Annotated in this window: 19 protein-coding genes and 1 riboswitch; of the genes, 6 read left to right on the top strand and 13 right to left on the bottom strand. The window is 72.9% G+C overall.

Going from position 1 to position 21,415, the window contains the following annotated elements; all coding sequences use genetic code 11:
* Positions 1-150: 150 nt before the first annotated feature.
* Positions 151-1,308 carry an exonuclease SbcCD subunit D gene (locus GFH29_RS09660; RefSeq protein WP_153323166.1) on the top strand — a complete coding sequence of 386 codons (1,158 nt, stop codon included), beginning with the start codon at positions 151-153 and terminating at the stop codon, positions 1,306-1,308.
* Entirely contained in the window at positions 1,308-4,319 is a 3,012-nt protein-coding gene (locus GFH29_RS09655) for an AAA family ATPase (RefSeq protein WP_153323164.1), read from the top strand. The genes GFH29_RS09660 and GFH29_RS09655 overlap by 1 nt, the downstream gene beginning before the upstream one ends.
* Here GFH29_RS09655 and GFH29_RS09650 read toward each other — a convergent pair.
* A complete protein-coding gene (locus GFH29_RS09650; protein ID WP_153323162.1) occupies positions 4,294-4,716 on the bottom strand; it encodes a VOC family protein in 423 nt (140 codons plus the stop codon). The genes GFH29_RS09655 and GFH29_RS09650 overlap by 26 nt on opposite strands.
* Before the next feature lie 103 nt (positions 4,717-4,819).
* On the opposite strand from GFH29_RS09650, the gene GFH29_RS09645 reads away from it, so the two are divergent.
* From GFH29_RS09645 to GFH29_RS09630, 4 genes are all read left to right on the top strand, one after another.
* Positions 4,820-6,358 carry a TldD/PmbA family protein gene (locus tag GFH29_RS09645; protein ID WP_153323160.1) on the top strand — a complete coding sequence of 513 codons (1,539 nt, stop codon included), beginning with the start codon at positions 4,820-4,822 and terminating at the stop codon, positions 6,356-6,358.
* Positions 6,355-7,749 (top strand): metallopeptidase TldD-related protein, encoded by a 1,395-nt coding sequence (locus tag GFH29_RS09640; protein WP_153323158.1) that lies wholly within the window; start codon positions 6,355-6,357, stop codon positions 7,747-7,749. Before GFH29_RS09645 ends, GFH29_RS09640 begins: the two co-directional genes overlap by 4 nt.
* Before the next feature lie 291 nt (positions 7,750-8,040).
* Complete coding sequence (locus GFH29_RS09635; RefSeq protein WP_153323156.1) at positions 8,041-8,748, top strand: Ig-like domain-containing protein; 708 nt, start codon at positions 8,041-8,043, stop codon at positions 8,746-8,748.
* 178 nt (positions 8,749-8,926) lie between these two features.
* Positions 8,927-9,673 (top strand): Ig-like domain-containing protein, encoded by a 747-nt coding sequence (locus GFH29_RS09630; RefSeq protein WP_153323154.1) that lies wholly within the window; start codon positions 8,927-8,929, stop codon positions 9,671-9,673.
* 102 nt (positions 9,674-9,775) lie between these two features.
* On the opposite strand, the gene gcvP is transcribed toward GFH29_RS09630, so the two are convergent.
* The 12 genes from gcvP to GFH29_RS09570 form a co-directional block, all read right to left on the bottom strand.
* Positions 9,776-12,547 carry an aminomethyl-transferring glycine dehydrogenase gene (gcvP, locus tag GFH29_RS09625; protein WP_416224766.1) on the bottom strand — a complete coding sequence of 924 codons (2,772 nt, stop codon included), beginning with the start codon at positions 12,545-12,547 and terminating at the stop codon, positions 9,776-9,778.
* A 196-nt stretch (positions 12,548-12,743) separates the two neighbouring features.
* A riboswitch (glycine riboswitch) is annotated at positions 12,744-12,853 on the bottom strand.
* 112 nt (positions 12,854-12,965) lie between these two features.
* The gene (locus GFH29_RS09620) at positions 12,966-13,532 is read right to left on the bottom strand and encodes a MerR family transcriptional regulator (RefSeq protein WP_153323151.1); all 567 of its coding nucleotides are present in this window, start codon (positions 13,530-13,532) and stop codon (positions 12,966-12,968) included.
* A 208-nt stretch (positions 13,533-13,740) separates the two neighbouring features.
* Positions 13,741-14,214 (bottom strand): bifunctional nuclease family protein, encoded by a 474-nt coding sequence (locus tag GFH29_RS09615; protein WP_153323149.1) that lies wholly within the window; start codon positions 14,212-14,214, stop codon positions 13,741-13,743.
* Between the two features lie 77 nt (positions 14,215-14,291).
* Positions 14,292-14,990, bottom strand: a complete 699-nt coding sequence (locus GFH29_RS09610; protein ID WP_153323147.1) for a MerR family transcriptional regulator — start codon at positions 14,988-14,990, stop codon at positions 14,292-14,294.
* Positions 14,991-15,042: 52 nt separating this feature from the next.
* The gene (locus tag GFH29_RS09605; protein WP_153323145.1) at positions 15,043-15,561 is read right to left on the bottom strand and encodes an FHA domain-containing protein; all 519 of its coding nucleotides are present in this window, start codon (positions 15,559-15,561) and stop codon (positions 15,043-15,045) included.
* 130 nt (positions 15,562-15,691) lie between these two features.
* The gene (gene gcvH, locus GFH29_RS09600) at positions 15,692-16,078 is read right to left on the bottom strand and encodes a glycine cleavage system protein GcvH (protein ID WP_153323144.1); all 387 of its coding nucleotides are present in this window, start codon (positions 16,076-16,078) and stop codon (positions 15,692-15,694) included.
* 59 nt (positions 16,079-16,137) lie between these two features.
* The gene (locus tag GFH29_RS09595) at positions 16,138-16,938 is read right to left on the bottom strand and encodes a DUF881 domain-containing protein (protein ID WP_153323142.1); all 801 of its coding nucleotides are present in this window, start codon (positions 16,936-16,938) and stop codon (positions 16,138-16,140) included.
* Complete coding sequence (locus GFH29_RS09590; RefSeq protein ID WP_153323140.1) at positions 16,931-17,263, bottom strand: small basic family protein; 333 nt, start codon at positions 17,261-17,263, stop codon at positions 16,931-16,933. Before GFH29_RS09590 ends, GFH29_RS09595 begins: the two co-directional genes overlap by 8 nt.
* A complete protein-coding gene (locus GFH29_RS09585) occupies positions 17,260-18,147 on the bottom strand; it encodes a DUF881 domain-containing protein (protein WP_153323138.1) in 888 nt (295 codons plus the stop codon). Before GFH29_RS09585 ends, GFH29_RS09590 begins: the two co-directional genes overlap by 4 nt.
* Positions 18,140-18,685 carry a CDP-alcohol phosphatidyltransferase family protein gene (locus GFH29_RS09580; protein WP_153337298.1) on the bottom strand — a complete coding sequence of 182 codons (546 nt, stop codon included), beginning with the start codon at positions 18,683-18,685 and terminating at the stop codon, positions 18,140-18,142. The genes GFH29_RS09585 and GFH29_RS09580 overlap by 8 nt, the downstream gene beginning before the upstream one ends.
* Before the next feature lie 161 nt (positions 18,686-18,846).
* Positions 18,847-19,896, bottom strand: a complete 1,050-nt coding sequence (locus GFH29_RS09575) for a hemolysin family protein (protein ID WP_153323135.1) — start codon at positions 19,894-19,896, stop codon at positions 18,847-18,849.
* Positions 19,893-21,296, bottom strand: coding sequence for a hemolysin family protein (locus tag GFH29_RS09570; protein WP_153323133.1), 1,404 nt, complete (start codon positions 21,294-21,296; stop codon positions 19,893-19,895). The genes GFH29_RS09575 and GFH29_RS09570 overlap by 4 nt, the downstream gene beginning before the upstream one ends.
* Positions 21,297-21,415 lie beyond the last annotated feature (119 nt).

Raw genomic sequence — 21,415 nt, 5'->3', positions numbered from 1 at the left:
ACAACATATCGACGCCGCGTCGGCTACTCAACCTGGGCGGGCCCTTTGTGAACGACTTCACGAGGCTCTCCTCGAGGGTAGCGAGCGCCACCGGGAGCGCTCGGCGTGGCTGACGCCGGACTGTCGGCGCCCCCGACTACCGTGCCGGACATGCGGATCCTCCACACCTCGGACTGGCACCTCGGCCGGTCGTTCCACCGTGAGGGGATGCTGGATCACCAGGCCCTGTTCGTCGACCACCTGCTCGAGGTGGTCGCCGCCGAGCGGGTCGACCTGGTGGTGGTGGCCGGCGACATCTACGACCGCGCGCTGCCGGCCGTCGACGCCGTTCGCCTGGCCGACGAGACGCTCGCGCGCCTGGCCGCCTCCCGCGCCCGGGTGGTGCTGACCAGCGGCAACCACGACTCCGCGCAGCGCCTCGGGTTCAGCTCGCGGCTCATCGACGCCGCAGGCGTCTTCATCCGCACCGACCCCGCGGGCGTGGGCACGCCGGTCCTGCTCGAGGACGAGCACGGGCCCGTGGCGGTCTATGGCCTGCCCTATCTCGACCCCGACGCCGTCCGCGAGCCCTGGGGGCTGCCGGGCCGCTCCCACGAGGCCGCGCTCACCGAGGCGATGCGCCGGGTGCGCGTCGACCTCGGCGACCGCCCGGGCACCCGGTCGGTGGTCCTCGCCCACGCCTTCGTCGCCGGCGCCGAGCCCAGCGACTCCGAGCGCGACATCAGCGTCGGCGGCGTCTCGCTCGTGCCGACCTCGGTCTTCGACGGCATCGACTACGTCGCCCTCGGTCACCTGCACGGCCGGCACACCCTCCACGACCGGGTCCGCTACAGCGGGTCGCCGCTCGCCTACTCCTTCTCCGAGGCCACCCACCACAAGGGCAGCTGGCTGGTCGACCTCGATCGGGACGGCACGGTCCGCGCGGAGTTCATCGACGCGCCCGTCCCGCGCCCGCTGGCCAGGCTCCGCGGCGAGCTCGAGCAGCTGCTGCTCGACCCGTCGCTGGCACGGCACGAGGGCTCCTGGCTCCAGGTCACGCTGAGCGACGAGGTGCGCCCGGTCCGGGCGATGGAGCGGTTGCGCCAGCGCTTCCCGCACACCCTCGTGCTGGGCTTCGAGGCCACCCCGACCGGCATCGGCATGCTGCCCACCCAGCGCCCGAGCAGCCGCTCGGACCACGCGATCGCCCGCGAGTTCGTCACCCAGCTGCGCGGCACGCCGCCGTCGGAGGCCGAGGCGGCGCTGCTGCGCGAGGCCGTCGACTCCTGCTGCGAGGACACCGACCTCGACCCGGTGGCGGCAGACTGATGCGGCTGCACACCCTCGAGGTCACCGCCTTCGGGCCGTTCGCCGACACCGTGACCGTCGACTTCGACGAGCTCTCCGAGGCCGGGCTGTTCCTGCTCTCCGGCCCCACCGGCGCGGGCAAGACCAGCGTCCTCGACGCCGTCTGCTTCGCGCTGTACGGCGACGTGCCCGGCGACCGCGGCTCCGCGCGCCGGCTGCGCTCCGACCACGCCGCCCCCGGTGTGGCGCCGCGCGTCGTGCTCGAGACCAGCCTCGCCGGCCGCCGCTTCCGGCTCAGCCGCTCCCCCGCCTGGGAGCGGCCCAAGAAGCGGGGCACCGGCACCACCACCGAGCAGGCCTCGGTCGTGATCGCCGAGCGGGTCGACGGCGAGTGGGTCACCCTCTCCACCCGCCTCGACGAGACCGGGCACCTGGTGTCCGGTCTGCTCGGCATGAACCTCACCCAGTTCACCCAGGTGGCGATGCTGCCGCAGGGTCGGTTCCAGTCCTTCCTGCGGGCGCGCTCGGAGGAGCGTCACCAGCTGCTCCAGCGACTCTTCCGCACCGGCCGCTTCGAACAGGTCGAGGGGTGGCTGCGCGAGCGCCGCCGCTCCCTGTCGCGGTCCTGCGAGGCCGCCCACCAGGACGTCGCCGACCTGGTCAGCCGGGTCAGCGAGGCCACCGACGCGCACCCGCCGGCCGACTGGGACCCGCGCGACCTCACCGTCCCCGCCGGCGACGGGTCGGTGCGGGCCTGGGCCCAGCGGCTCACCGACGACGCCGTGCTCGCCCGCACGCAGGCCGACGTGGCCGCCGAGGCAGCTGCCGGTGCCGAGCAGGCGGCGCGCCGCGCGCTCGACGACGCCCGCTCGCTGCTCGAGCGCCGGCGCCGTCTCGACGCGGCCGCGGCCGAGCTGCGCACCTTGGACGCGGCGGCCGCCGACCACGCCGCCGACGTCGACCGCCTCGGCCGGGCCCGACGGGCGGCCACGGTGGCGCCGGTGCACCGCGTCGCCCGCAGCGCCGCGGCTGCCCGCGCACGCACCGCACTGGCTGCGGACGCCGCCCTCGACGACGCCGCGGCCGCGCTCGGGCTGCTGGTGGCGGGTCGCGACGACATCGCCGCGGCCCACGCCAGCGCGCTCGACGCCGCCGCGCAGGTGCGCGCGGCGATGCCCGACGAGCGCCGCCTGAGCACGCTCACGGCTCGCGTCGAGGAGCTGGCCGGGCGCGACCGCACGCTCGCCGCCCGCGCCGCTGCCCTGCGCGAGGAGGCGGGCGCGCTCCCGGACGTCGTGACCACGCTGCGTACCGACCTCGACACGGCCCGCGCCAGCGCCGCCGAGGTCGGCACCCTGGGTGCTGCCGTCGCCACCCTCGAGCAGCGATGGACCGCACACCGCCAGCTCGGGGAGCTCGCCCCGCAGCTCGAGAGCGCCCGCGCCGAGCTCGAGACCGCCCGCGCCACGCTCGCCAGCCGCCGCGAGGAGTGGCTCGACCTGCGCGAGGCCCGGCTGGAGGGGATGGCCGGGGAGATCGCCGCCGCGCTGGCCGTGGGCGACTGCTGCCCGGTGTGCGGGTCCGAGGACCACCCCCGCAAGGCCGCGCGCGGCGCCGACGCGATCGACGCGGCCGTCGAGCGCGAGGCGCAGCGGGTGGTCGACGACGCCAAGTCCGAGGAGCACCTGCGCGCCGAGAAGGTGCGCGAGCTGACCACGCTCCGCGAGCTCGCCCGCGAGCGTGCCGGTGAGGGCGACGAGGCCGTGCTGGCCACCGAGCTGGACGAGACCCGCAGCCGCCTCGCCGCCGCGCAGCGCGCCGCCGAGCGCGCCCACGACCTGGCCACCCGCCTGGAGCGCGCCGAGTCCCGGCTGCACGAGCTCACCGAGCAGCAGGCGCGCCTGGCCGCCGAGCAGAGCGCGCTCAGCGCCGAGCTCGCCGGCTGCCGCGCCGAGGCCGCGCGTGTCCGCCAGTGCGTCGAGCAGCTCCTGGTCGGCACCGAGCACACCGACCTCACCACGCTCGCTGCCGAGCACGAGCGCCGCGTCCGGGTGCTGGCCGCCGCGCTGCGCGCCGCCGAGGAGCACGACGCCGCGCGCGCCGCCGCCGACGACGCCGACGCGGCGCTCGCCGCGGCGGTGGACGACGCCGGCTTCTCCGGCATCGAGGACGCGCTGGCCGCGGTGCTCGGCGACGAGGCGATCCAGGAGCTCGCGCAGCGCGTGGCCCACCACGACCAGCGCCGCACCGCCGTGCGGGAGGTGCTCGCCGAGCCCGGCAGCGAGGCGCTGGCCGCCGCGCCACTGCCCGACCTGCCGGTCGTGGAGGCCGCCCACGCCGCCGCGCTGGGCGCGCTCGGGACGGCCCGGTCGCACGCGGCGCTGTGGAGCGGACGCGCGCGCCGGCTCGCCGAGCTGACCACGAGCCTCGGTCGGGCGCTCGACGCCTGGGCGCCGCTGCGCGAGGACCTCGACCTCACCTCCCGCCTCTGCTCCTTCGTCGATGGCCGCTCGCCGGACAACCACCTGCAGATGCGCCTGTCCGCCTACGTGCTGGCCTACCGGCTCAGCCAGGTGGTCGCAGCCGCCAACGAGCGGCTCGCCGTGATGAGCGACCAGCGCTACACCCTTGAGCACACCGCCCGCCGCGGCGCCGGCGAGACCCGGGGCGGGCTGAGCCTGCTGGTCCGTGACGACTGGTCGGGTGAGTCCCGCGACCCGGTGACCCTCTCGGGCGGGGAGACCTTCGTGGTCTCCCTCGCCCTCGCGCTCGGGCTGGCCGACGTGATCACCCAGGAGGCGGGCGGCGCCGACCTCGACACGCTCTTCGTCGATGAGGGCTTCGGCTCCCTCGACGCCGACACCCTCGACGACGTCCTCGACGTGCTGGACTCCCTGCGCGACGGCGGTCGCGTCGTCGGCGTGGTCAGCCACGTCTCGGAGATGCGCGACCGGATCCCGGCGCAGCTGGTGGTGCGCAAGACCCGGCGCGGCTCCTCGCTGTCCCTCAGCCGTCCGGCGTCGGCGCGCTGATGTCGACCATCCAGCTGGTGCCGTAGCGGTCGGTGCACATGCCGAAGGCGTCGCCCCACGGCGCCTGCGTCAGCGGCATGACCACTGCCCCGTCCCCGCTCAGGCGCTCCCACCAGCCGCGCAGCTTGCTCTCGTCGGCGCCGCTCAACGACACTGCGAAGGCGTTGCCGGGGATCCGTTCCAGGCCCGCGGGGTTGTCGCCGCCCATCAGCACGAACCCGTCCGCGGTCACGAGCATCGCGTGCATCACCTTGTCGCGCTCGCCCGGCTCGTCGCTCTGGCCCGCCTCGGCGTACGACGTGCGTGCGAGGTGGCCCCCGAAGACGCTGCGGTAGAACTCCATCGCCTCCCCCGCCGTGCCCTCGAAGCTCAGGTAGGGGTTCAGTCGCAGATCCATCGCTCTCCTCCGTGCTGCTCGGGTCTCCTCCACTGTGACCCGGCGACCCGGCCGGACTCATCGCCCGAGGGCCGTGCGTGAGGGCTCGGGTAGGTTCACCGCCATGACCGGCCAGAGCTCGCTGGACCCGACCTTCACCGCCCTGCCCTACCGCGGCCTGGGCGAGGCCGCCCTCTCGCGGGCCCGGGACCTCGGCGCCACCCACGCCGACTTCCGCTTCGAGCGGGTGCGCTCCCAGGTGCTCTCGGTGCGCGACGGCGTGCTCCAGGGCGCCAGCGATCGCGAGGACCTCGGCTTCGCGGTGCGCGTGGTGCACCGGGGCGCCTGGGGCTTCGCCTCCGGCGTCGTGCTGACCCCCGAGGAGGCCGTACGCGTGGCGAGCGAGGCGATCGCGGTCGCCGAGCTGTCCGCGACCATGACGCCGGTCCCCGTCGAGCTCGCCTCCGAGCCGACCCATCGCGACGTCACCTGGGTCGGGCCGTGCGAGATCGACCCGTTCGCCATCCCGCTCGCCGACAAGGCGGCGGTCCTGATCGACTGGACCGAGCGGCTGCGAGGCGGCGCCGACGTCGACCACGCCACGGCGTACCTGCTGCAGGTGCACGAGAACAAGTACTACGCCGACACCGCCGGCACCCGTACCACCCAGCAGCGGGTCCGGGTGCAGCCCGGCTTCGAGGCGATGGGCACCGTCGGCGACACCTACGACTCGATGGCGAGCATCGCCCCGCCGGTCGCCCGCGGCTGGGAGTACGTCGCGGGCGGGCCCGGATCCGACACCGGCGCCTGGGACTGGGACGCCGAGCTCGCCGAGGTGCCCGACCTGCTCGCGGAGAAGCTGCGGGCGCCAGGGGTCGTCGCCGGCGAGCACGACCTGGTCATCCACCCCTCCAACCTGTGGCTGACCATCCACGAGTCGATCGGCCACGCCACCGAGCTGGACCGGGCGCTGGGCTACGAGGCCAGCTATGCCGGCACCTCGTTCGCGACCCCCGACCTGCTCGGCACCCTGCAGTACGGCTCCCCGGTCATGAACGTGACCGGCGACCGCACCGTGGAGCACGGGCTGGCCAGCATCGGCTACGACGACGAGGGCGTCGAGGCCCAGTCGTGGGACCTGATCCGCGACGGTGTGCTGGTCGGCTACCAGCTCGACCGCGCCATGGCGCACGCGATGCCCGAGCTCAACGACGGGCGCTCCAACGGCTGCGCCTACGCCGACTCCCCCGGCCACGTGCCGATCCAGCGGATGGCCAACGTCTCCCTCCAGCCGGCGCCCGACGGACCCAGCACGGAGGAGCTGATCAGCCGGGTCGAGCGCGGGCTCTACGTCGTGGGCGACAAGAGCTGGTCGATCGACATGCAGCGCTTCAACTTCCAGTTCACCGGCCAGCGCTTCCACGAGATCCGCGACGGCGAGCTGCGCGGGCAGGTCCGCGACGTGGCCTACCAGGCGACGACCACCGACTTCTGGGGGTCGATGGAGGCGGTCGGCGGGCCGCAGACCTGGGTCCTGGGCGGCGCGTTCAACTGCGGCAAGGCCCAGCCCGGCCAGGTCGCCTCGGTGAGCCACGGCTGCCCGAGCGCCCTGTTCCGTGGCGTCCGCATCCTCAACACCACCGACGAGGCAGGCACCCGATGAGCAGCTCCTTCTCGCCCCAGTCCTTCGTCGAGCACGCCCTGACGACCTCCGACGCCGACGAGTGCGTCGTGCTGGTGCGCACCACCGCCTCGGCCAACCTGCGCTGGGCCAACAACACCCTCACCACCAACGGCGTCACCCGCGGCTGCGAGGTCACGGTGATCTCCTTCGTGCGCACCGCGGAGGGCACCGCGACCGGGTCGGTCACCGGCACCGCGACCCTGTTGGCCCAGGTCGCCGACCTCGCCCGGGCCGCCGACGCCGTCGCACGGGCGGCGTCGCCTGCCGAGGACGTCGCGCCGCTGGCCGGCGACGCGGTCTCGGCCGACTGGGACGATGCGCCCGCCGCTACCGACATCGGGGTCTTCGGCTCCTTCGCGCCCGCCCTCGGCACGGCGTTCGGGCGCGCGGCCGGCGCGCAGCGGGTGCTCTACGGCTTCGTCAGCCACGAGGTCACCACCACCTATCTCGGCTCCAGCACCGGCCTGCGGCTGCGTCATGTGCAGCCGACCGGGCACTACGGCGTCACCGGCAAGAGCGCGGACCTCGCACGCAGCGCCTGGGTCGGCGGCGCCACCCGCGACTTCGCGGGGGTGGATGCCCTCGCCCTGGACGACGAGCTCGCCCAGCGCCTCGACTGGGCCTCGCGCCGCGTGGAGCTCCCGGCCGGGCGCTACGACACGATCCTGCCGCCGAGCGCGGTCGCCGACCTGATGATCGACGCCTACTGGTCGGCCGGCGCCCGCGTCGCGCACGAGGGCCAGTCGGTCTACAGCCGGCGCGGCGGCGGCACCCGCATCGGCGAGCGGATCGCCCGTCCCGGCGTGCACCTGCTCTCCGACCCGGCGTACGACGGGCTGCAGGCGGCGCCGTTCGTGATCGCGACGAGCTCGGGCAACGAGTCCTCGGTCTTCGACAACGGGCTGCCGCTGCACCGCACCGAGTGGATCCGTGACGGCGAGCTCGCCGCGCTGCTGCAGACCCGGCACTCCGCGGCGATGACCGGGCAGCCGCTCACCCCGGCCGTCGACAACCTGGTGCTCTCCGTCGACGGGGCCACCGGCAGCCTCGAGGACCTGGTGGCCGGCACCGAGCGCGGCCTGCTGCTGACCTGCCTGTGGTACATCCGCGAGGTCGACACCCAGACCCTGCTGCTGACCGGGCTGACCCGCGACGGCGTCTACCTCGTCGAGGACGGCAAGGTCACCGGCGCGGTCAACAACTTCCGGTTCAACGAGAGCCCGATCAGCATCCTGGACCGCTTCACCCACGCCTCGGCCACGGTGCCGAGCTTCAGCCGGGAATGGGGCGAGGACTACTTCTCGCGCACCGCCACCCCCGCCCTGCGGGTGCCGGACTTCAACATGTCGAGCGTCTCCCAGGCCCTCTGAGGACGCAGGTCCCCCGAGGTCTCCGGCCGGCTCGCCGGCTGTCCTGGCGCGGCCCGACGATTGGTCACGAACGACACCGGAAACGCCCGAAACATGGTCGTTGGGGACCAAACGTGAGGGGCATCAGCTGCTGACGTTGTCGTTGGGGACCAAACGTGAGGTGTTACCGGCCAGAAGCAGCCGGGCCTGTGACGCGGGGCACCCGAGGACCTCCCCCGATCCCCGGACGCCGCCGCTGGACCGCCGTAGCGTGGCGTGGTTCACAGCGGCAACACCCATCTCAGGAGTCCCATGCGCCACCAGTCCGTCCGCAGCGTCAGCCGAGCGGCGGTGGGCGTCCTCGCGGCCGCCACGATGCTGCCCAACATGTCCTCGCCCGCCCACGCGGAGCCCAACACCGCGCCCGTCACCAGCGACGACACCGTCGCCGTCTACGCGACCGGCACGAAGCTCCTCGACCTGCTCGCCAACGACACCGACGCCGACGGCGATGACCTCGCCGTGTGCCGCGTCGAGCTCTCCCCCGCCCGGGCGGTGCTGTTCGCCGCCGTCGGTTCGGTCAGTTCGATCAGCCTCGCCGACACGTTGCGCTTCGACGAGGACGAGGACCTCGGCATCTTCGGCGAGCCCGGTCTCGCCGCGGTGCTGGCCGGCCCGAAGGCTCGCGGCACGCACCGCTTCACCTACTACGCCTGCGACCGCACGGCACTCACCCCGGCGACCGTCACCGTCACCGTGCTGCCGGCCCCCAAGGTCACCGTCCGCAAGGTGGCGGGCAAGCCCGGCCGCCTGCGGGTCACCAACCCCAGCACCGTCCCGATGCGCTTCATCTGGGAGACCCCCACCCGCGGCGGCAACGACATCGGGCGGAAGACCCGCGTGCTCCCCGGCGCCTCCAAGCTGGTGCGCGCCACCGGCTCGCACGTGTCCTGGTGGGCGACCGGCCAGCGTGACGCGTTCAGCGTCCGGGGCAAGGTCGTCGGCATCCGGACCCGCTGACACCCACACCTCGTCCCGGGGACCTTGGCACCAACAGGTACCCGGGACCCCGGGACGAGGAGCCGCGCTCGACTGTGACGCGGTCCACCTACGCGTCCGCGTCGAACGCAGGACGCGGCCGGCGCGGTCCCTCTAGCGTGGCGTGGTTCACAGCGGCAACACCCATCTCAGGAGTCCCATGCGCCACCAGTCCGTCCGCAGCGTCAGCCGAGCGGCGGTGGGCGTCCTCGCGGCCGCCACGATGCTGCCCAACATGTCCTCGCCCGCCCACGCGGAGCCCAGCTCGGCCCCGGTCGCCGGCGACGACGCGGTCACCGTCTACGCCACCGGGCTCAAGCACCTCGATCTCCTCGCCAACGACACCGACGCCGACGGCGACGACCTGGCCGTGTGCCGCGTCGAGCTCTCCAAGGCCCGCCGGGTCCTGCTCGGCGCGATGGGTTCGGTGAGCTCGATCAGCCTGGCCGACCTCCTCGGCTTCGACGAGGAGGACCTGGGCCCGCTCGGTCCGCTCGTCAAGCCCGGCGCCGCCGTCGTGCTCGCCGCGCCGAAGGCGAGCGGCACACACCGCTTCACCTACTACGCCTGCGACCGCACGGCACTCACCCCCGCGACCGTCACCGTCACCGTGCTACCGGCCCCGAAGGTCACCGTCCGCAAGGTGGCGGGCAAGCCCGGACGCCTGCGGGTCACCAACCCCAGCGCCCTGCCGATGCGGTTCAGCTGGGAACCCCGCGGATCTCGCATCACCCTGCCCGTGGTCCCGCTGCGGGACTCGGCCGGCCGCGCCTACGGCAACGTCCGGGTGCCGGCGGGTGCCAGCAGGACCGTCCGGGTCAAGGGCCCGGTCGTGCACTGGGACGCGTCCGGCCGCAACGACGCGTTCTCCCTCGAGGGCCGGGTTCGCGGCATCCGCACTCGCTGACGACCCGCCCGACCCCGGGTCGGCGTAGTTCGTGACGTTCGGGACTGTGCAGAAGCTTGTCCACAGTCCCTAACGTCACGAACTACCGCGAAAACCTCACCCTCAGTCCGCGAACGCCTCCGGCGGCGGGCAGGAGCAGACCAGGTTGCGGTCGCCGTACGCCTGGTCGATGCGGGCGACCGGGGGCCAGTACTTGTCCGGGTCCGGGCCGGTCGGGAAGGCGCCGAGCTCGCGCGGGTAGGAGCGGTCCCACTCGCCCAGGACCGCCGCCGCGGTGTGCGGCGCGTGGCGCAGCGGGGAGTCGGCGACCTTCCACTCCCCCGCCGCGACCCGCTCGATCTCGGCGCGGATCGCGATCATCGCCTCGCAGAACCGGTCGATCTCGGCCAGGTCCTCGGACTCGGTCGGCTCGACCATCAGCGTGCCCGCCACCGGGAACGACATCGTCGGGGCGTGGAAGCCGTAGTCGACGAGCCGCTTCGCGACGTCGTCGACGGTCACGCCGGTCGCCTTGGTCAGCGGCCGCAGGTCGAGGATGCACTCGTGGGCCACCAGCCCGTTGTGGCCGCGGTAGAGCACCGGGAAGTGCTCGTCGAGCCGGGCCGCCACGTAGTTCGCCGCCAGCACCGCCGACGCCGTCGCCCGGGTGAGCCCCTCGGCGCCCATCAGGCGCACGTAGGCCCACGAGATCGGCAGGATCCCTGCCGATCCGTACGGCGCCGCGCTGATCGCGCCGATGCCGTCACGGCGCTCGGGGTCGGGGTGCATGCCGTGCGAGGGCAGGTACGGCGCCAGGTGGGCGCGCAGCGCCACCGGCCCGACCCCGGGACCGCCGCCGCCGTGCGGGATGCAGAAGGTCTTGTGCAGGTTGAGGTGGGAGACGTCGCCGCCGAACTCCCCGGGCTTGGCATAGCCGAGCAACGCGTTGAAGTTGGCGCCGTCGATGTAGACCTGCCCGCCGTGCGCGTGCACGATCTCGCACAGCTCGGTGACGGTGTCCTCGTAGGCGCCGTGCGTCGAGGGGTAGGTGACCATGATCGCGGCGAGGTCGTCGGCGTGCTTCTCGCACTGCGCGCGCAGGTCGTCGAGGTCGACCGCGCCGTCCTCGCCGGCCTTGACCACGACCACACGCATCCCCGCCATCACCGCCGACGCGGCGTTGGTGCCGTGCGCCGAGGACGGGATCAGGCACACGTCACGCGCCTCCTGGCCGTTGGCCCGGTGGTAGCCGCGGATCGCCAGCAGCCCGGCGAGCTCGCCCTGGGACCCCGCGTTGGGCTGCACCGACACCCGGTCATAACCGGTCACCTCGGCCAGCCAGCCCTCCAGGTCGGCGACCAGGCGGTGGTAGCCCGCGGCGTCCTCGACCGGCACGAACGGGTGCAGGTCGGCGAAGCCGGGCAGCGAGACCGGCTCCATCTCGGTGGTCGCGTTGAGCTTCATCGTGCACGAGCCGAGCGGGATCATCCCCCGGTCCAGCGCGTAGTCGCGCGCGGAGAGCCGGCGCAGGTAACGCAGCATCTGGGTCTCGCTGCGGTGCGCGGAGAACACCTCGTGGGTGAGGTACGCCGTGGTGCGGGCCAGGCCGGCGGGCAGGGCCGCCTCCGGCTCGACCTCCTGCGGCGCGACGCCGAACGCCGCGTGCAGCGCCCGCAGCGTCTCCTCCCCGCTCACCTCGGAGAAGGACAGCCCGACGGTGTCGGCGTCGACCAGCCGCAGCTGGAGGCCCTCGGCCCGTGCGGCGGCCACGACCTCCGCCGCGCGCCCGGGCACCACCACTCCGAAGGTGTCGAAGAACGTCTCGGCGGTGATCGCCAGCCCCGCGGCGGCCAGCGAGGCCGCGGCGCGCGTCGCCATCGTGTGGGTGTGCCGCGCGATCCCGCGCAGCCCCTCGGGGCCGTGGTAGACGGCGTACATCGAGGCGACGACGGCCAGCAGCACCTGCGCGGTGCAGATGTTGGAGGTGGCCTTGTCACGGCGGATGTGCTGCTCACGGGTCTGCAACGCCAGCCGGTACGCCGGGCGCCCCTCGGCATCGATGGACACCCCGACCAGGCGGCCGGGCAGGTGCCGCTCCAGCCCGGCGCGCACGGCCATATAGCCGGCGTGCGGTCCGCCGTGGAAGAGCGGGACGCCGAAGCGCTGGGTGGTGCCGACCGCGACGTCGGCGCCCAGCGCGCCGGGCGACTCCAGCAGGGTCAGCGCGAGCAGGTCGGCGGCGACCACGGCCAGCCCGCCGCGCTCGTGGGCGGCCTCGATCGCCGGACGCGGGTCGAGGACCCGGCCGGAGGCACCCGGGTACTGCACGAGCACGCCGCACACCTGCTCCAGGTCGCCCGGCAGACCATCGGTCAGGTCGGCAAGGACCACCTCGATGCCCATCGCCTCCGCGCGGGTGCGCACCACCTCGATGGTCTGCGGGAGCGCGTCGGCATCGACGACGAACGGACCGGACGCCGTGCGGTTCGCGCGGCGTACCAGGGTCATCGCCTCGGCGGCCGCGGTGCCCTCGTCGAGCAGCGAGGCGTTGGCGGTCGGCAGGCCGGTGAGGTCGCCGACCATGGTCTGGAAGTTCAGCAGCGCCTCGAGCCGGCCCTGGGAGATCTCCGGCTGGTACGGCGTGTAGGCGGTGTACCAGCTGGGGTCCTCCAGCACGTTGCGCCGGATCACCGGCGGGGTGATCGTGGCGTGGTAGCCCAGCCCGATCATCGCCTCGCCGGGGGCGTTGGCCGCGGCGAGCTCGCGCAGCTCGCGCGCGACCTCGTGCTCGGAGAGCGCCGGCGGCAGGTCCAGCGCGGCGCCGCTGCGGATCGCGCCGGGCACGGCGGCGTCCATCAGCTCCTCCAGCGAGGAGTGCCCGACGCGGGCCAGCATGGTCGCGACCGCGTCGGTCGAGAGCCCCACGTGACGGTCGACGAAGGGCAGCGCCCCGTCGAGCTCGGGCAGGTCGGGGTGGGACGGGACGGCGGCGCTCACGAAGGGCTCCTCGGATCGAGATGATCGGGTCGCCTCCCCCTCTGTCACCGCGTCCGTCCGGCCTCGTCGCCGGGGGTCGCCGCTCCAGAGTCGCCTGGTTCGCACGGTCCGGGTGCCTGAGAGGTTCCGGGGAGGAATTGCCCCTTCGGCGCTCGCCAGCGGATCGGTGAGGACCCGCCGCGAAGACTCTCCCGTGCGGGTTCGTCAGCGCGGCCAATCTAGCAGCCCCTGCGGCCACGCCCGGTGTGTCCGGACAGCGGAACGCCCCCGCAACCGGATGGTTGCGGGGGCGTCTCGGAGGAGCGTGCAGGTCGGGTCAGACGATCCGCTTGGCCCGACGGGCGGCGAGCTCGTCGCCGGCCGAGGGAGCCGAGTCGTCGGAGGTCCGCTCGCTCGGCAGCTCGGCGAGGGTGCCCTCGATCTCACGCCAGACACCGCCGATCGCGATGCCGAACACACCCTGACCGCCCTGGAGCAGGTCGATGACCTCGTCGTTGCTCGTGCACTCATAGACCGAGGCACCGTCGCTCATCAGCGTGACGCGGGTGAGGTCGTCGGTGCCGCGCTCGCGCAGGTGGTGCACCGCGCTGCGGATCTGCTGCAGCGAGATGCCTGCGTCGAGAAGGCGCTTGATGACCTTCAGCAGCAGGATGTCGCGAAAGGAGTAGAGCCGCTGCGTGCCGGAGCCGCTGGCGCCTCGGACGGTCGGCTCGACCAGGCCCGTGCGGGCCCAGTAGTCAAGCTGCCGGTAGGTGATCCCGGCGGCGCTGCATGCAGTGGGGCCGCGGTAGCCGGTGTCACTGGGCAGGGTCGAGACGTCGTCGTTGAAGAGGAGCCCCTGCTCGCCGGCGGCTTCGGCCGCCCGCGCGACATCGGGGCTCATCTCCTGTTCATGCTCGTTCACACGGTCCTCCGTGGGTCTACTCCGTTGTGCGTAACTGCCAGGGGAAGGTGCTGTCGTCCTGCGGGCACGACGACAACGGTGGAGTTACAACAGAGACAGTTCAAGGTACGGCCACGGGCAGGGCCGGTCAACGAGGTCGGCGGCGTGTCGCTCACCCTCAACCTTCGCTTGAGGGTGAGCATTCTCATCAGCCCTCGTGGGCGTCGAAGTCCTCGGGCGTGACGTGGTCGAGGAACTCGCGGAACTTCTCGACCTCGTCCTCCTGCTCCGCCGGGACCGCGAGACCGGCCTCGTCGAGGACGCCCTCGGAGCACAGGATCCGGGTGCCGGTGCGCAGCGCGAGCGCGATCGAGTCGGACGGTCGCGCGCTCACCTCGACCCCGGAGCTGAAGACCAGGGTCGCGAAGAAGACCCCGTCGCGCACCTCGGTGATGCGCACCTCGCTCAGCTCGTTGCCGGTCGCGTCCAGCACGTCCTTGAGCAGGTCGTGGGTCAGCGGACGCGGCGGGACGACGCCCTGCTGGGCGAAGGCGATCGCTGTCGCCTCGACCGCACCGATCCAGATGGGCAGGTACCGCTCCCCCGACACCTCGCGCAGCAGCACGATCGGCTGGTTCGACGGCATCTCGACCCGGACACCCATGACATCGACTTCGCGCACGACTTCAGCCTACTCCGCAGGTGATGGGTACGCGTGCCACCCGCTGGGCGCGGACGTCTGGTCTCGAGGTGCCGGGACTAGCGCGAGCGCAGGGCGCGCTTGACGAGCGTGGCGTGCAGGCGCACCGCCAGCGCCGCGATCTCCGAGGCGGCCTCGTCGGCGCGGGCCCGCGCGGCCGCGTCGTGGGCGCGGCGGTGCGGGGCCACGACCTGCTCGACCAGCCCGACCTCGCGGTCCGCGGCGTTCTTGAAGGCACGCAGGTGCCGCGGCTCCAGGCCGAAGTCGGCCAGCTCGCGGGCGGTGCGGGCCACCACCAGGCAGTCGGTGTCGTAGTGCCGCGAGCCGGGGCGCCGGCCGACCAGGCCGTACTGCTCCAGCTCCTCGAGCAGCTCCTCGGTGATCCCGGCGATCTTGATGAGCTCCAGGCGCGAGAGGCGTACGTCGTCGCGGCGGGCGAAGGACTCCGGGCTCGGCAGGCCGTCGGGGGCCAGGGCGACGTCGGGCACCGTGGGGACGACCGGGTCGATCGGCGGCGGCTCGAGGCCGCGGTCCAGGGCGTCGAGGTGCTCACCGATCACCTTGAGCGGCAGGTAGTGGTCGCGCTGCATCCGCAGCACGTAGCGCAGCCGCTCGACGTCCTCGTGGGAGAACTTGCGGTAGCCGGCCGGCGTCCGCTCGGGCTTGATCAGCCCCTTGTCCTCGAGGAAGCGGATCTTCGGGATCGTGACGCCGGGGAAGTCGGGGCGCAGCAGGTCGAGCACCTGCCCGATGTTCATCCGGGCCGGCGCTGCGCCCGCGGCACCTCCGGGAGCCGTGGCCGCCAAGGCGTCAGGCGCTCTCGTGCCCGGAGAAGAAGACCAGCCGGTACTTGCCGATCTGGACCTCGTCGCCGTCGCTCAGCCGGACGTGGTCGATGCGGTCGCGGTTGACGTAGGTGCCGTTGAGGCTGCCGACGTCGGCGACGGTGAAGGTGTCGCCGTCGCGGGTGAACTCCGCGTGCCGGCGCGAGACGGTGACGTCGTCGAGGAAGATCTCGCTGTCGGGGTGCCGCCCGGCCTTCACCACGTCGGTGTCGAGCAGGAACCGGCTCCCGGAGCCGGGGCCCCGCTGCACGACGAGCAGGGCGTGACCGGCGGGCAGCGCGTCGACGGCGGCCGCGTCCACCGGGTCCAGCTGGCGATCGGACGTCTCGGACTTCTCCGCCGGCACCCCGAGCTGGATCGTCGCCGTCGACTCGCCGGCGGACTCGGGGCTCGGCGCCTCGACACTCACCAGGCGGGTTCCGCACTGGGCGCAGAAGCGGGCGTCGTCGGGATTCTGCCTGCCACACGCGGTGCAGAACGGCATTCGGTCATCCTCCGGGGTCGTGGTCCCTCAACCCTCAAGGACGGGTCGAGGTTGACGGTTGTCAGAACCTACCAGTCGGGTCGGGCGGTTCAAGCCGGAACGTCCGGCCGCGGGCACCCGGCCCCGCCGGTCAGCTCTCGAGGGAGTCGGCGTACGACGTGGCGTCCATCAGCTCGTCGAGCTGGGCCGGGTCCGAGGGCACCACCTCGAAGAGCCAGCCACCGGCGTACGGGTCGCTGTTGACCAGCTCGGGGGTGGCGTCGAGCGCCTCGTTGCGGGCCACCACCTCGCCGCTGACGGGCGCGTAGATGTCGCTGACCGACTTGGTCGACTCCAGCTCCCCGCACGGCGTCCCCGCGGTCACGATCTCGCCGATCGCGGGAAGGGAGGCATAGACGATGTCGCCGAGCGCGTCCTGGGCGAAGTGGGTGACGCCGACACGGACCGAGCCGTCGTGCTCGCCGGGGCGGCGCACCCACTCGTGCTCGCTGGTGTAGGTCAGGTCGTCGGGATACACAAGGGCTCCTCGCGTCGGATGACGAAGTCGGAAGACGATGGGGCTGCGGTGCTGTGAGGCTACTGCTCGGGCGCCGGCTGCGCGTACTCCGGTTCCACGGGTCGGCGAACGGCCTCGATGTCGAGCGAGGAACGCTCCTCGATGGTCATCGAGCCCCCGGAGCGCTCGACGTTGTCGCGCGGGCCGTCGTAGAAGGTGAGCGCGTTGGTGAGGTTGTCGGGATCGCCGATCACGTCGAAGACGTACGGCGCGGTGACCACCTCGTTGTCGATGCTCATGCCGCCCGGGGCGTCGGCGAAGTAGCTCTGCGCGACCAGGCGCACCTGGCCGTTGACCTGCATCGCCTCGGCACCCGCGGTGCGCAGCTCCTGGACCATGTCGACCAGGTCGCTGGCGCGCACGGAGCCGTCGTCCTCGCTGATCGTGATCCGCAGGCCGGGCCCGGTGACCGGCACGAGCCCGGCGAGGATCGCGAGGGTCTCGGACTCCTGCTGGGCCTGCTCCAGGGCGGTGGTCCGGCTGGTGGTGTCCGACAGCAGCTCGGCGCGGGTCTCCTCGAGGCGCTCGATCTCCGCCTCGGCGCGCTGGCTGGTGCTCGAGAGGCCGTTGAGGACGTCGATGAGGTCCTGCTCGCGATAGCCCGCGAAGGAGTCCTCGACCTCGTTCTGCCGCACCTGGGTGACGGTCGCGAACGCGAGCAGCGCCAGCAGGATGGCGACCACCGTCTGCGCCCGGGAGGGGCGCACCAGCGCACTGCGCAGCCGCTGGCGCCCGCTCGGGGGCCCCTCCTCCTGCGCCGGCGGCGGCGCCGGACGCGACGGGGCCCCGGCCGGCTCGGCGGGCTGCGGGCGCTCAGGCATGGAACAGGTGGCGGCGGATCGCCGCGACGTTGGAGAAGATGCGGATGCCGAGCACGACGATGACGCCGGTGGACAGCTGTCCGCCGACGCCGAGCTTGTCGCCGAGGTAGACGATGCCGGCGGCGATCACCACGTTGCTCAGGAACGACACGACGAAGACCTTGTCGTCGAAGATCCCGTCAAGATAGGCGCGCAGTCCGCCGAAGACGGCGTCGAGCGCGGCCACGACCGCGATCGGCAGGTAGGGCTCCAGCGCCAGCGGGACGTCCGGTTCCAGGGCGAGGCCCAAGACGATGCCGACGAAGAGGCCGAGGGCGGCAATCACGATGAGTTCTCCTCGTCCTTGCGGTTCGGACGTTCAGTGGACCCGGCCCCGTCGGCCGCGACCAGTCGTTTGGCGGGTGCCGCCGGGAGGGTCATCGACTCGACGTCCTCCATCTCGAGGGTGAATCCGTACTGCGACATCAAGACGGTGAACTGGTCGAACGTCGAGCTCTCGACCACGTTCGCCTGGAGCGTACGCGGGTCCCCGATGGCCTGCAGGGTGTAGGGCGCGCGGATCGGGCTGAGGTCGACGTTGATCGCGCCGCCGGAGTTGTTGATCGAGGTCAGGACGCTCAGCCGACGTCCGTTGAGGGTGATCGCCTCGGCTCCCGCGGCCCACAGCGCGTTGATGAGAAGGAACAGGTCGTCCTTGCGGATGCGCTCGACGGCGCTCTGCGAGTCGTTCGCGACCAGACGCACCCCCGGACCGACGACCTGCACGAACCCGGTGCGCGCCTGCAGGCGGCGCAGCGCCGCGGTGCTCGACTGCAGGTCGGCGCTGACTGCGGTCAGCTCCTCCTCGAGCTCGTTGTTCTCCGCACGCACGGAGGCGGCCTGCTCCTGCAGCGAGGAGAGCTGGTCGCGCTGGTTCTCGATGCGGGCGACCAGGGTGTTGTGGCTGGCGTCGTCGATGTCGGCGTTGCGCGAGGTCTGCACCGCCGCGGTGGTCACCAGGATGCCGAAGACGGTGATGACCGCGACCGCGATCAGCTGCGGGCGGCGCCGGGGCGGCGGGTTGCCGCTGAGCACGCGGCGCTCGGCGGCCAGCACGTAGTCCTCGTCGAGGGACTGCTGGGTGATCAGCGTGAGGAGGGGCAGCGTGACCCGCGCCGGCGGTCGGGGGGCCGACCGCGGCTCGGGGTCGCGCCGCGGCTCCTCAGCCATCGCCCACCGCCGTACGACGCTCGGTGGTGCGCAACAGGGTCCGCACCTGCCAGGCGTAGAGGAGCCCGGCCCACCAGTACAGCCCGATGCCCCAGAAGGCGAACGCCCAGCCGAACACCTGCGCGAGCTCCGCGACCACGCCGTCGCCGTCGCCGAGCAGGAGCAGCGGGAAGGCGTAGAGGAGGTTGAAGGTCGCCGCCTTGCCGAGGAAGTGCACCGGCAGCGCGCTGTAGCCGCGGGTGCGCAGCAGCGGCACCAGCCCCCATAGCAGGAGGTCGCGCAGCGGGAGCAGGACCGCCACCCACCACGGGATGATGTCGCGCATCGCCAGGCCGACGACCACGGCGAGGATGTAGAGGCGGTCGGCGATCGGGTCGAGCAGCTGGCCGAGCACCGTGGTCTGGTTCAGCCGGCGCGCGAGCCAGCCGTCGGCGAAGTCGGTGACGCCCGAGACCATCAGCAGCGCGAGCGCCCAGCCGTCGGCCTCGGGCCCGAGCACGAGCCACAAGAACACGGGGACGCCGGCCAGGCGGAGCATGCTGAGCACGTTGGGCAGCGTCCACACCTGGTGGACCCGCGTCGTCTCTTCCGCCACGTAAGACCTGATCCTCGTCGCTGCTGCCGGGGGTACCCCCTCACCCTATCGGCAGGGCTGCGAGGGCCCGCGGACGCCCGCGCGGAAGGCGGGCGCCCGCGGCCTCAGACCGTCTCGTCGGAGTGCACCGCGTCGCGGATCTCGCCGATCAGCTCCTCGATGACGTCCTCGAGGGTCGCCAGGCCGACGGTCTGCCCGGTCGCGTCGACGACGCGCGCCATGTGGGCGCCGCGGCGCTGGAGCTGCTCGAGGGCGTCGTGGAGCAGGTCGTCGGGGGTGACCGGGGCGAACGGGCGGATCCACTTGTCCTCGACCGGGCGCAGCCGCCGCTCCTCGTCGGGCTCCAGCACGTCCTTGATGTGCAGGTAGCCCATCAGCTCGCCGGTGTCGGACTCCACGGGGAAGCGGCTGAAGCCGGTCGCCGCGCAGAGCGCCTCCACGTCGGCGGCCGTGGACCCGCGGCGCACGGTGCTCAGCGTGTCGGCCGGCATCAGCACGGCCCGCACGGTCTTCTCCGTGAAGCCGAGGGCGCCGGCGAGCCGGTCGTACTCGTCGGCCTCGATCATGCCCTCGCCGTGTGACTCCTCGACCAGCGCGGCGACCTCCTCGCGGGTGAAGCTGGAGCTGATCTCGTCCTTGGGCTCCACCCGCATCAGCCGCAGCACGGCGTTGGCCATGGCATTGAGCACGACGATGACCGGCTTGAGGACGGTGACGATGCCGAGCAGCGGCGGGCCGAGCACCAGCGCGGCCCGGTCCGGGCCCGCGATCGCGATGTTCTTCGGCACCATCTCGCCGAGCACCACGTGCAGGGCGACCACGATGCCCAGCGCGATCACGAAGGCGATCGGGTGCACCAGGTCGTGGGGGACGCCGAGCGCGTCGAAGCCGGGCTCGAGCAGGTGCGCGACGGCGGGCTCGCCGACGGCGCCGAGCAGCACCGAGCACACGGTGATGCCGAGCTGGGCGCCGGCCATCATCAGCGAGACGTTCTCCATCGCGCGCAGGGTGGTCCGCGCGACGCGGGAGCCCTCGCGGGCGCGGGGCTCGATCTGGCTGCGGCGCGCGGAGACCAGCGCGAACTCCGCGCCGACGAAGAAGGCGTTGAGGCCCAGCAGGACCACTGTCAGGACGACGGCTGCCCAGTCGCTCATCGCTGGCCCTCCTTGCTCGAGCCGGTGCGGTCGGCGTGCCGGCCGGTCGGCTGCGCGGTGGGCTCGCCGTCGAGCAGCCGCATGGTCAGCCGGTCGATGCGCAGCCCGTCCATGTGTTCCACGGTGAGCAGCGCGAGCTGCTCGCGGGTCTCCTCGTCATCGGTGCGGACCGGGACGGGCACCTCGGCCACGTCCCCGCGGGAGGGCACCCGGCCGAGCACCTTGAGCACCAGGCCGGCCACCGTGTCGTAGTCCTCCGCCTGCGGGAGCACGATCCCGGTGATGTCCTCCACCTCGTCGGGGCGCAGCAGGCCGGAGACGATCCAGCTGCCGTCGTGCCGCTGACGGGCTCGCGCGCCGAGCCGGTCGTGCTCGTCGGAGATGTCCCCGACGATCTCCTCGATGACGTCCTCGAGGGTGACGATGCCCGCGTGCCCGCCGTACTCGTCGAGGACGACGGCCATCTGGAACCCGTCCTGGCGCAGCAGCGCGAGCAGCGGGTCGAGGCGCAGCGAGTCGGGCACCACGACCGGGCGCACCATCAGGTGCTTGACCCGGGTCGTGGGCCGCTCGTGCAGGGGTACGGCGACCGCGTGCTTGACGTGGACCGTGCCGACCACGGCGTCCTCGGCGTCGAGCACCGGGAAGCGGGAGTGCCCGGTCTGGCGGGCCAGCTCGATGACGGCGCTCGCGCGGTCGTTGACCTCGAGGCTGTGGGTGCGCACCCGCGGGGTCATGATCTCCCCCGCGGTGCGGGTGCCGAACTCCACCGAGCGCTCCATCAGCTCGGCGGTGTCGGCGTCGAGGGTGCCCTCGTCGGCCGAGCGCTGGATGAGCGAGGCCAGCTCGGAGGAGGACCGCGCCGAGCGCAGCTCCTCCTGCGGCTCGACACCGAGACGGCGCACGAGCGCGTTGGCGGAGTTGTTGAGCACCCGGATCGGGAGCTTGTTGAGCGCGGTGAACATGCGCATCGGGGCCTGGGTGGCCCGTGCGGTCTCCAGCGGGCGGGCGATCGCGAGATTCTTGGGCACCAGCTCGCCGAAGATCATCGTCAGGATCGTGCTGAGCACGAGGCCGATGGTCAGCGCGAGAGGGGTCACCGCGCCGGCCGGCGTACCGAGGTCGGCCAGCGGCTCGCGGATCAGGTCCGCGATCGCCGGCTCGGCGAGGAAGCCGATGCCGAGGTTGGTGACGGTGATGCCCACCTGGGCCCCGGAGAGCTGGGTCGAGAGCTGGCGCAGGGCCACCTGGACGCCGCCCGCACGGGCGTCGCCGTCGGCCACGGCCTGGTCGACCTTGTTGCGGTCGACCGCGACGAGGGCGAACTCGGCGGCCACGAACACGCCGCAGGCAGCGATGAGCAGCAGCGCGCCCACCAGCAGGATGAGTGAGGTCGTCATGTGGGCTCTCCGCGGTGGGAGAGCCAGCTACTTTGAGAGCCGTCCATGGGTGGTGCTTGGGGTCCTTTGCAGATCCAGGGCCGAATGCGAGCGTTCAGTGTACGGCCGGCACCGCCCGA

Origin of the sequence: Nocardioides sp. dk884 (assembly GCF_009557055.1) — a bacterium.
GTDB lineage: Bacteria > Actinomycetota > Actinomycetes > Propionibacteriales > Nocardioidaceae > Nocardioides.
This window is presented reverse-complemented; position numbering and strand designations above follow the sequence as displayed.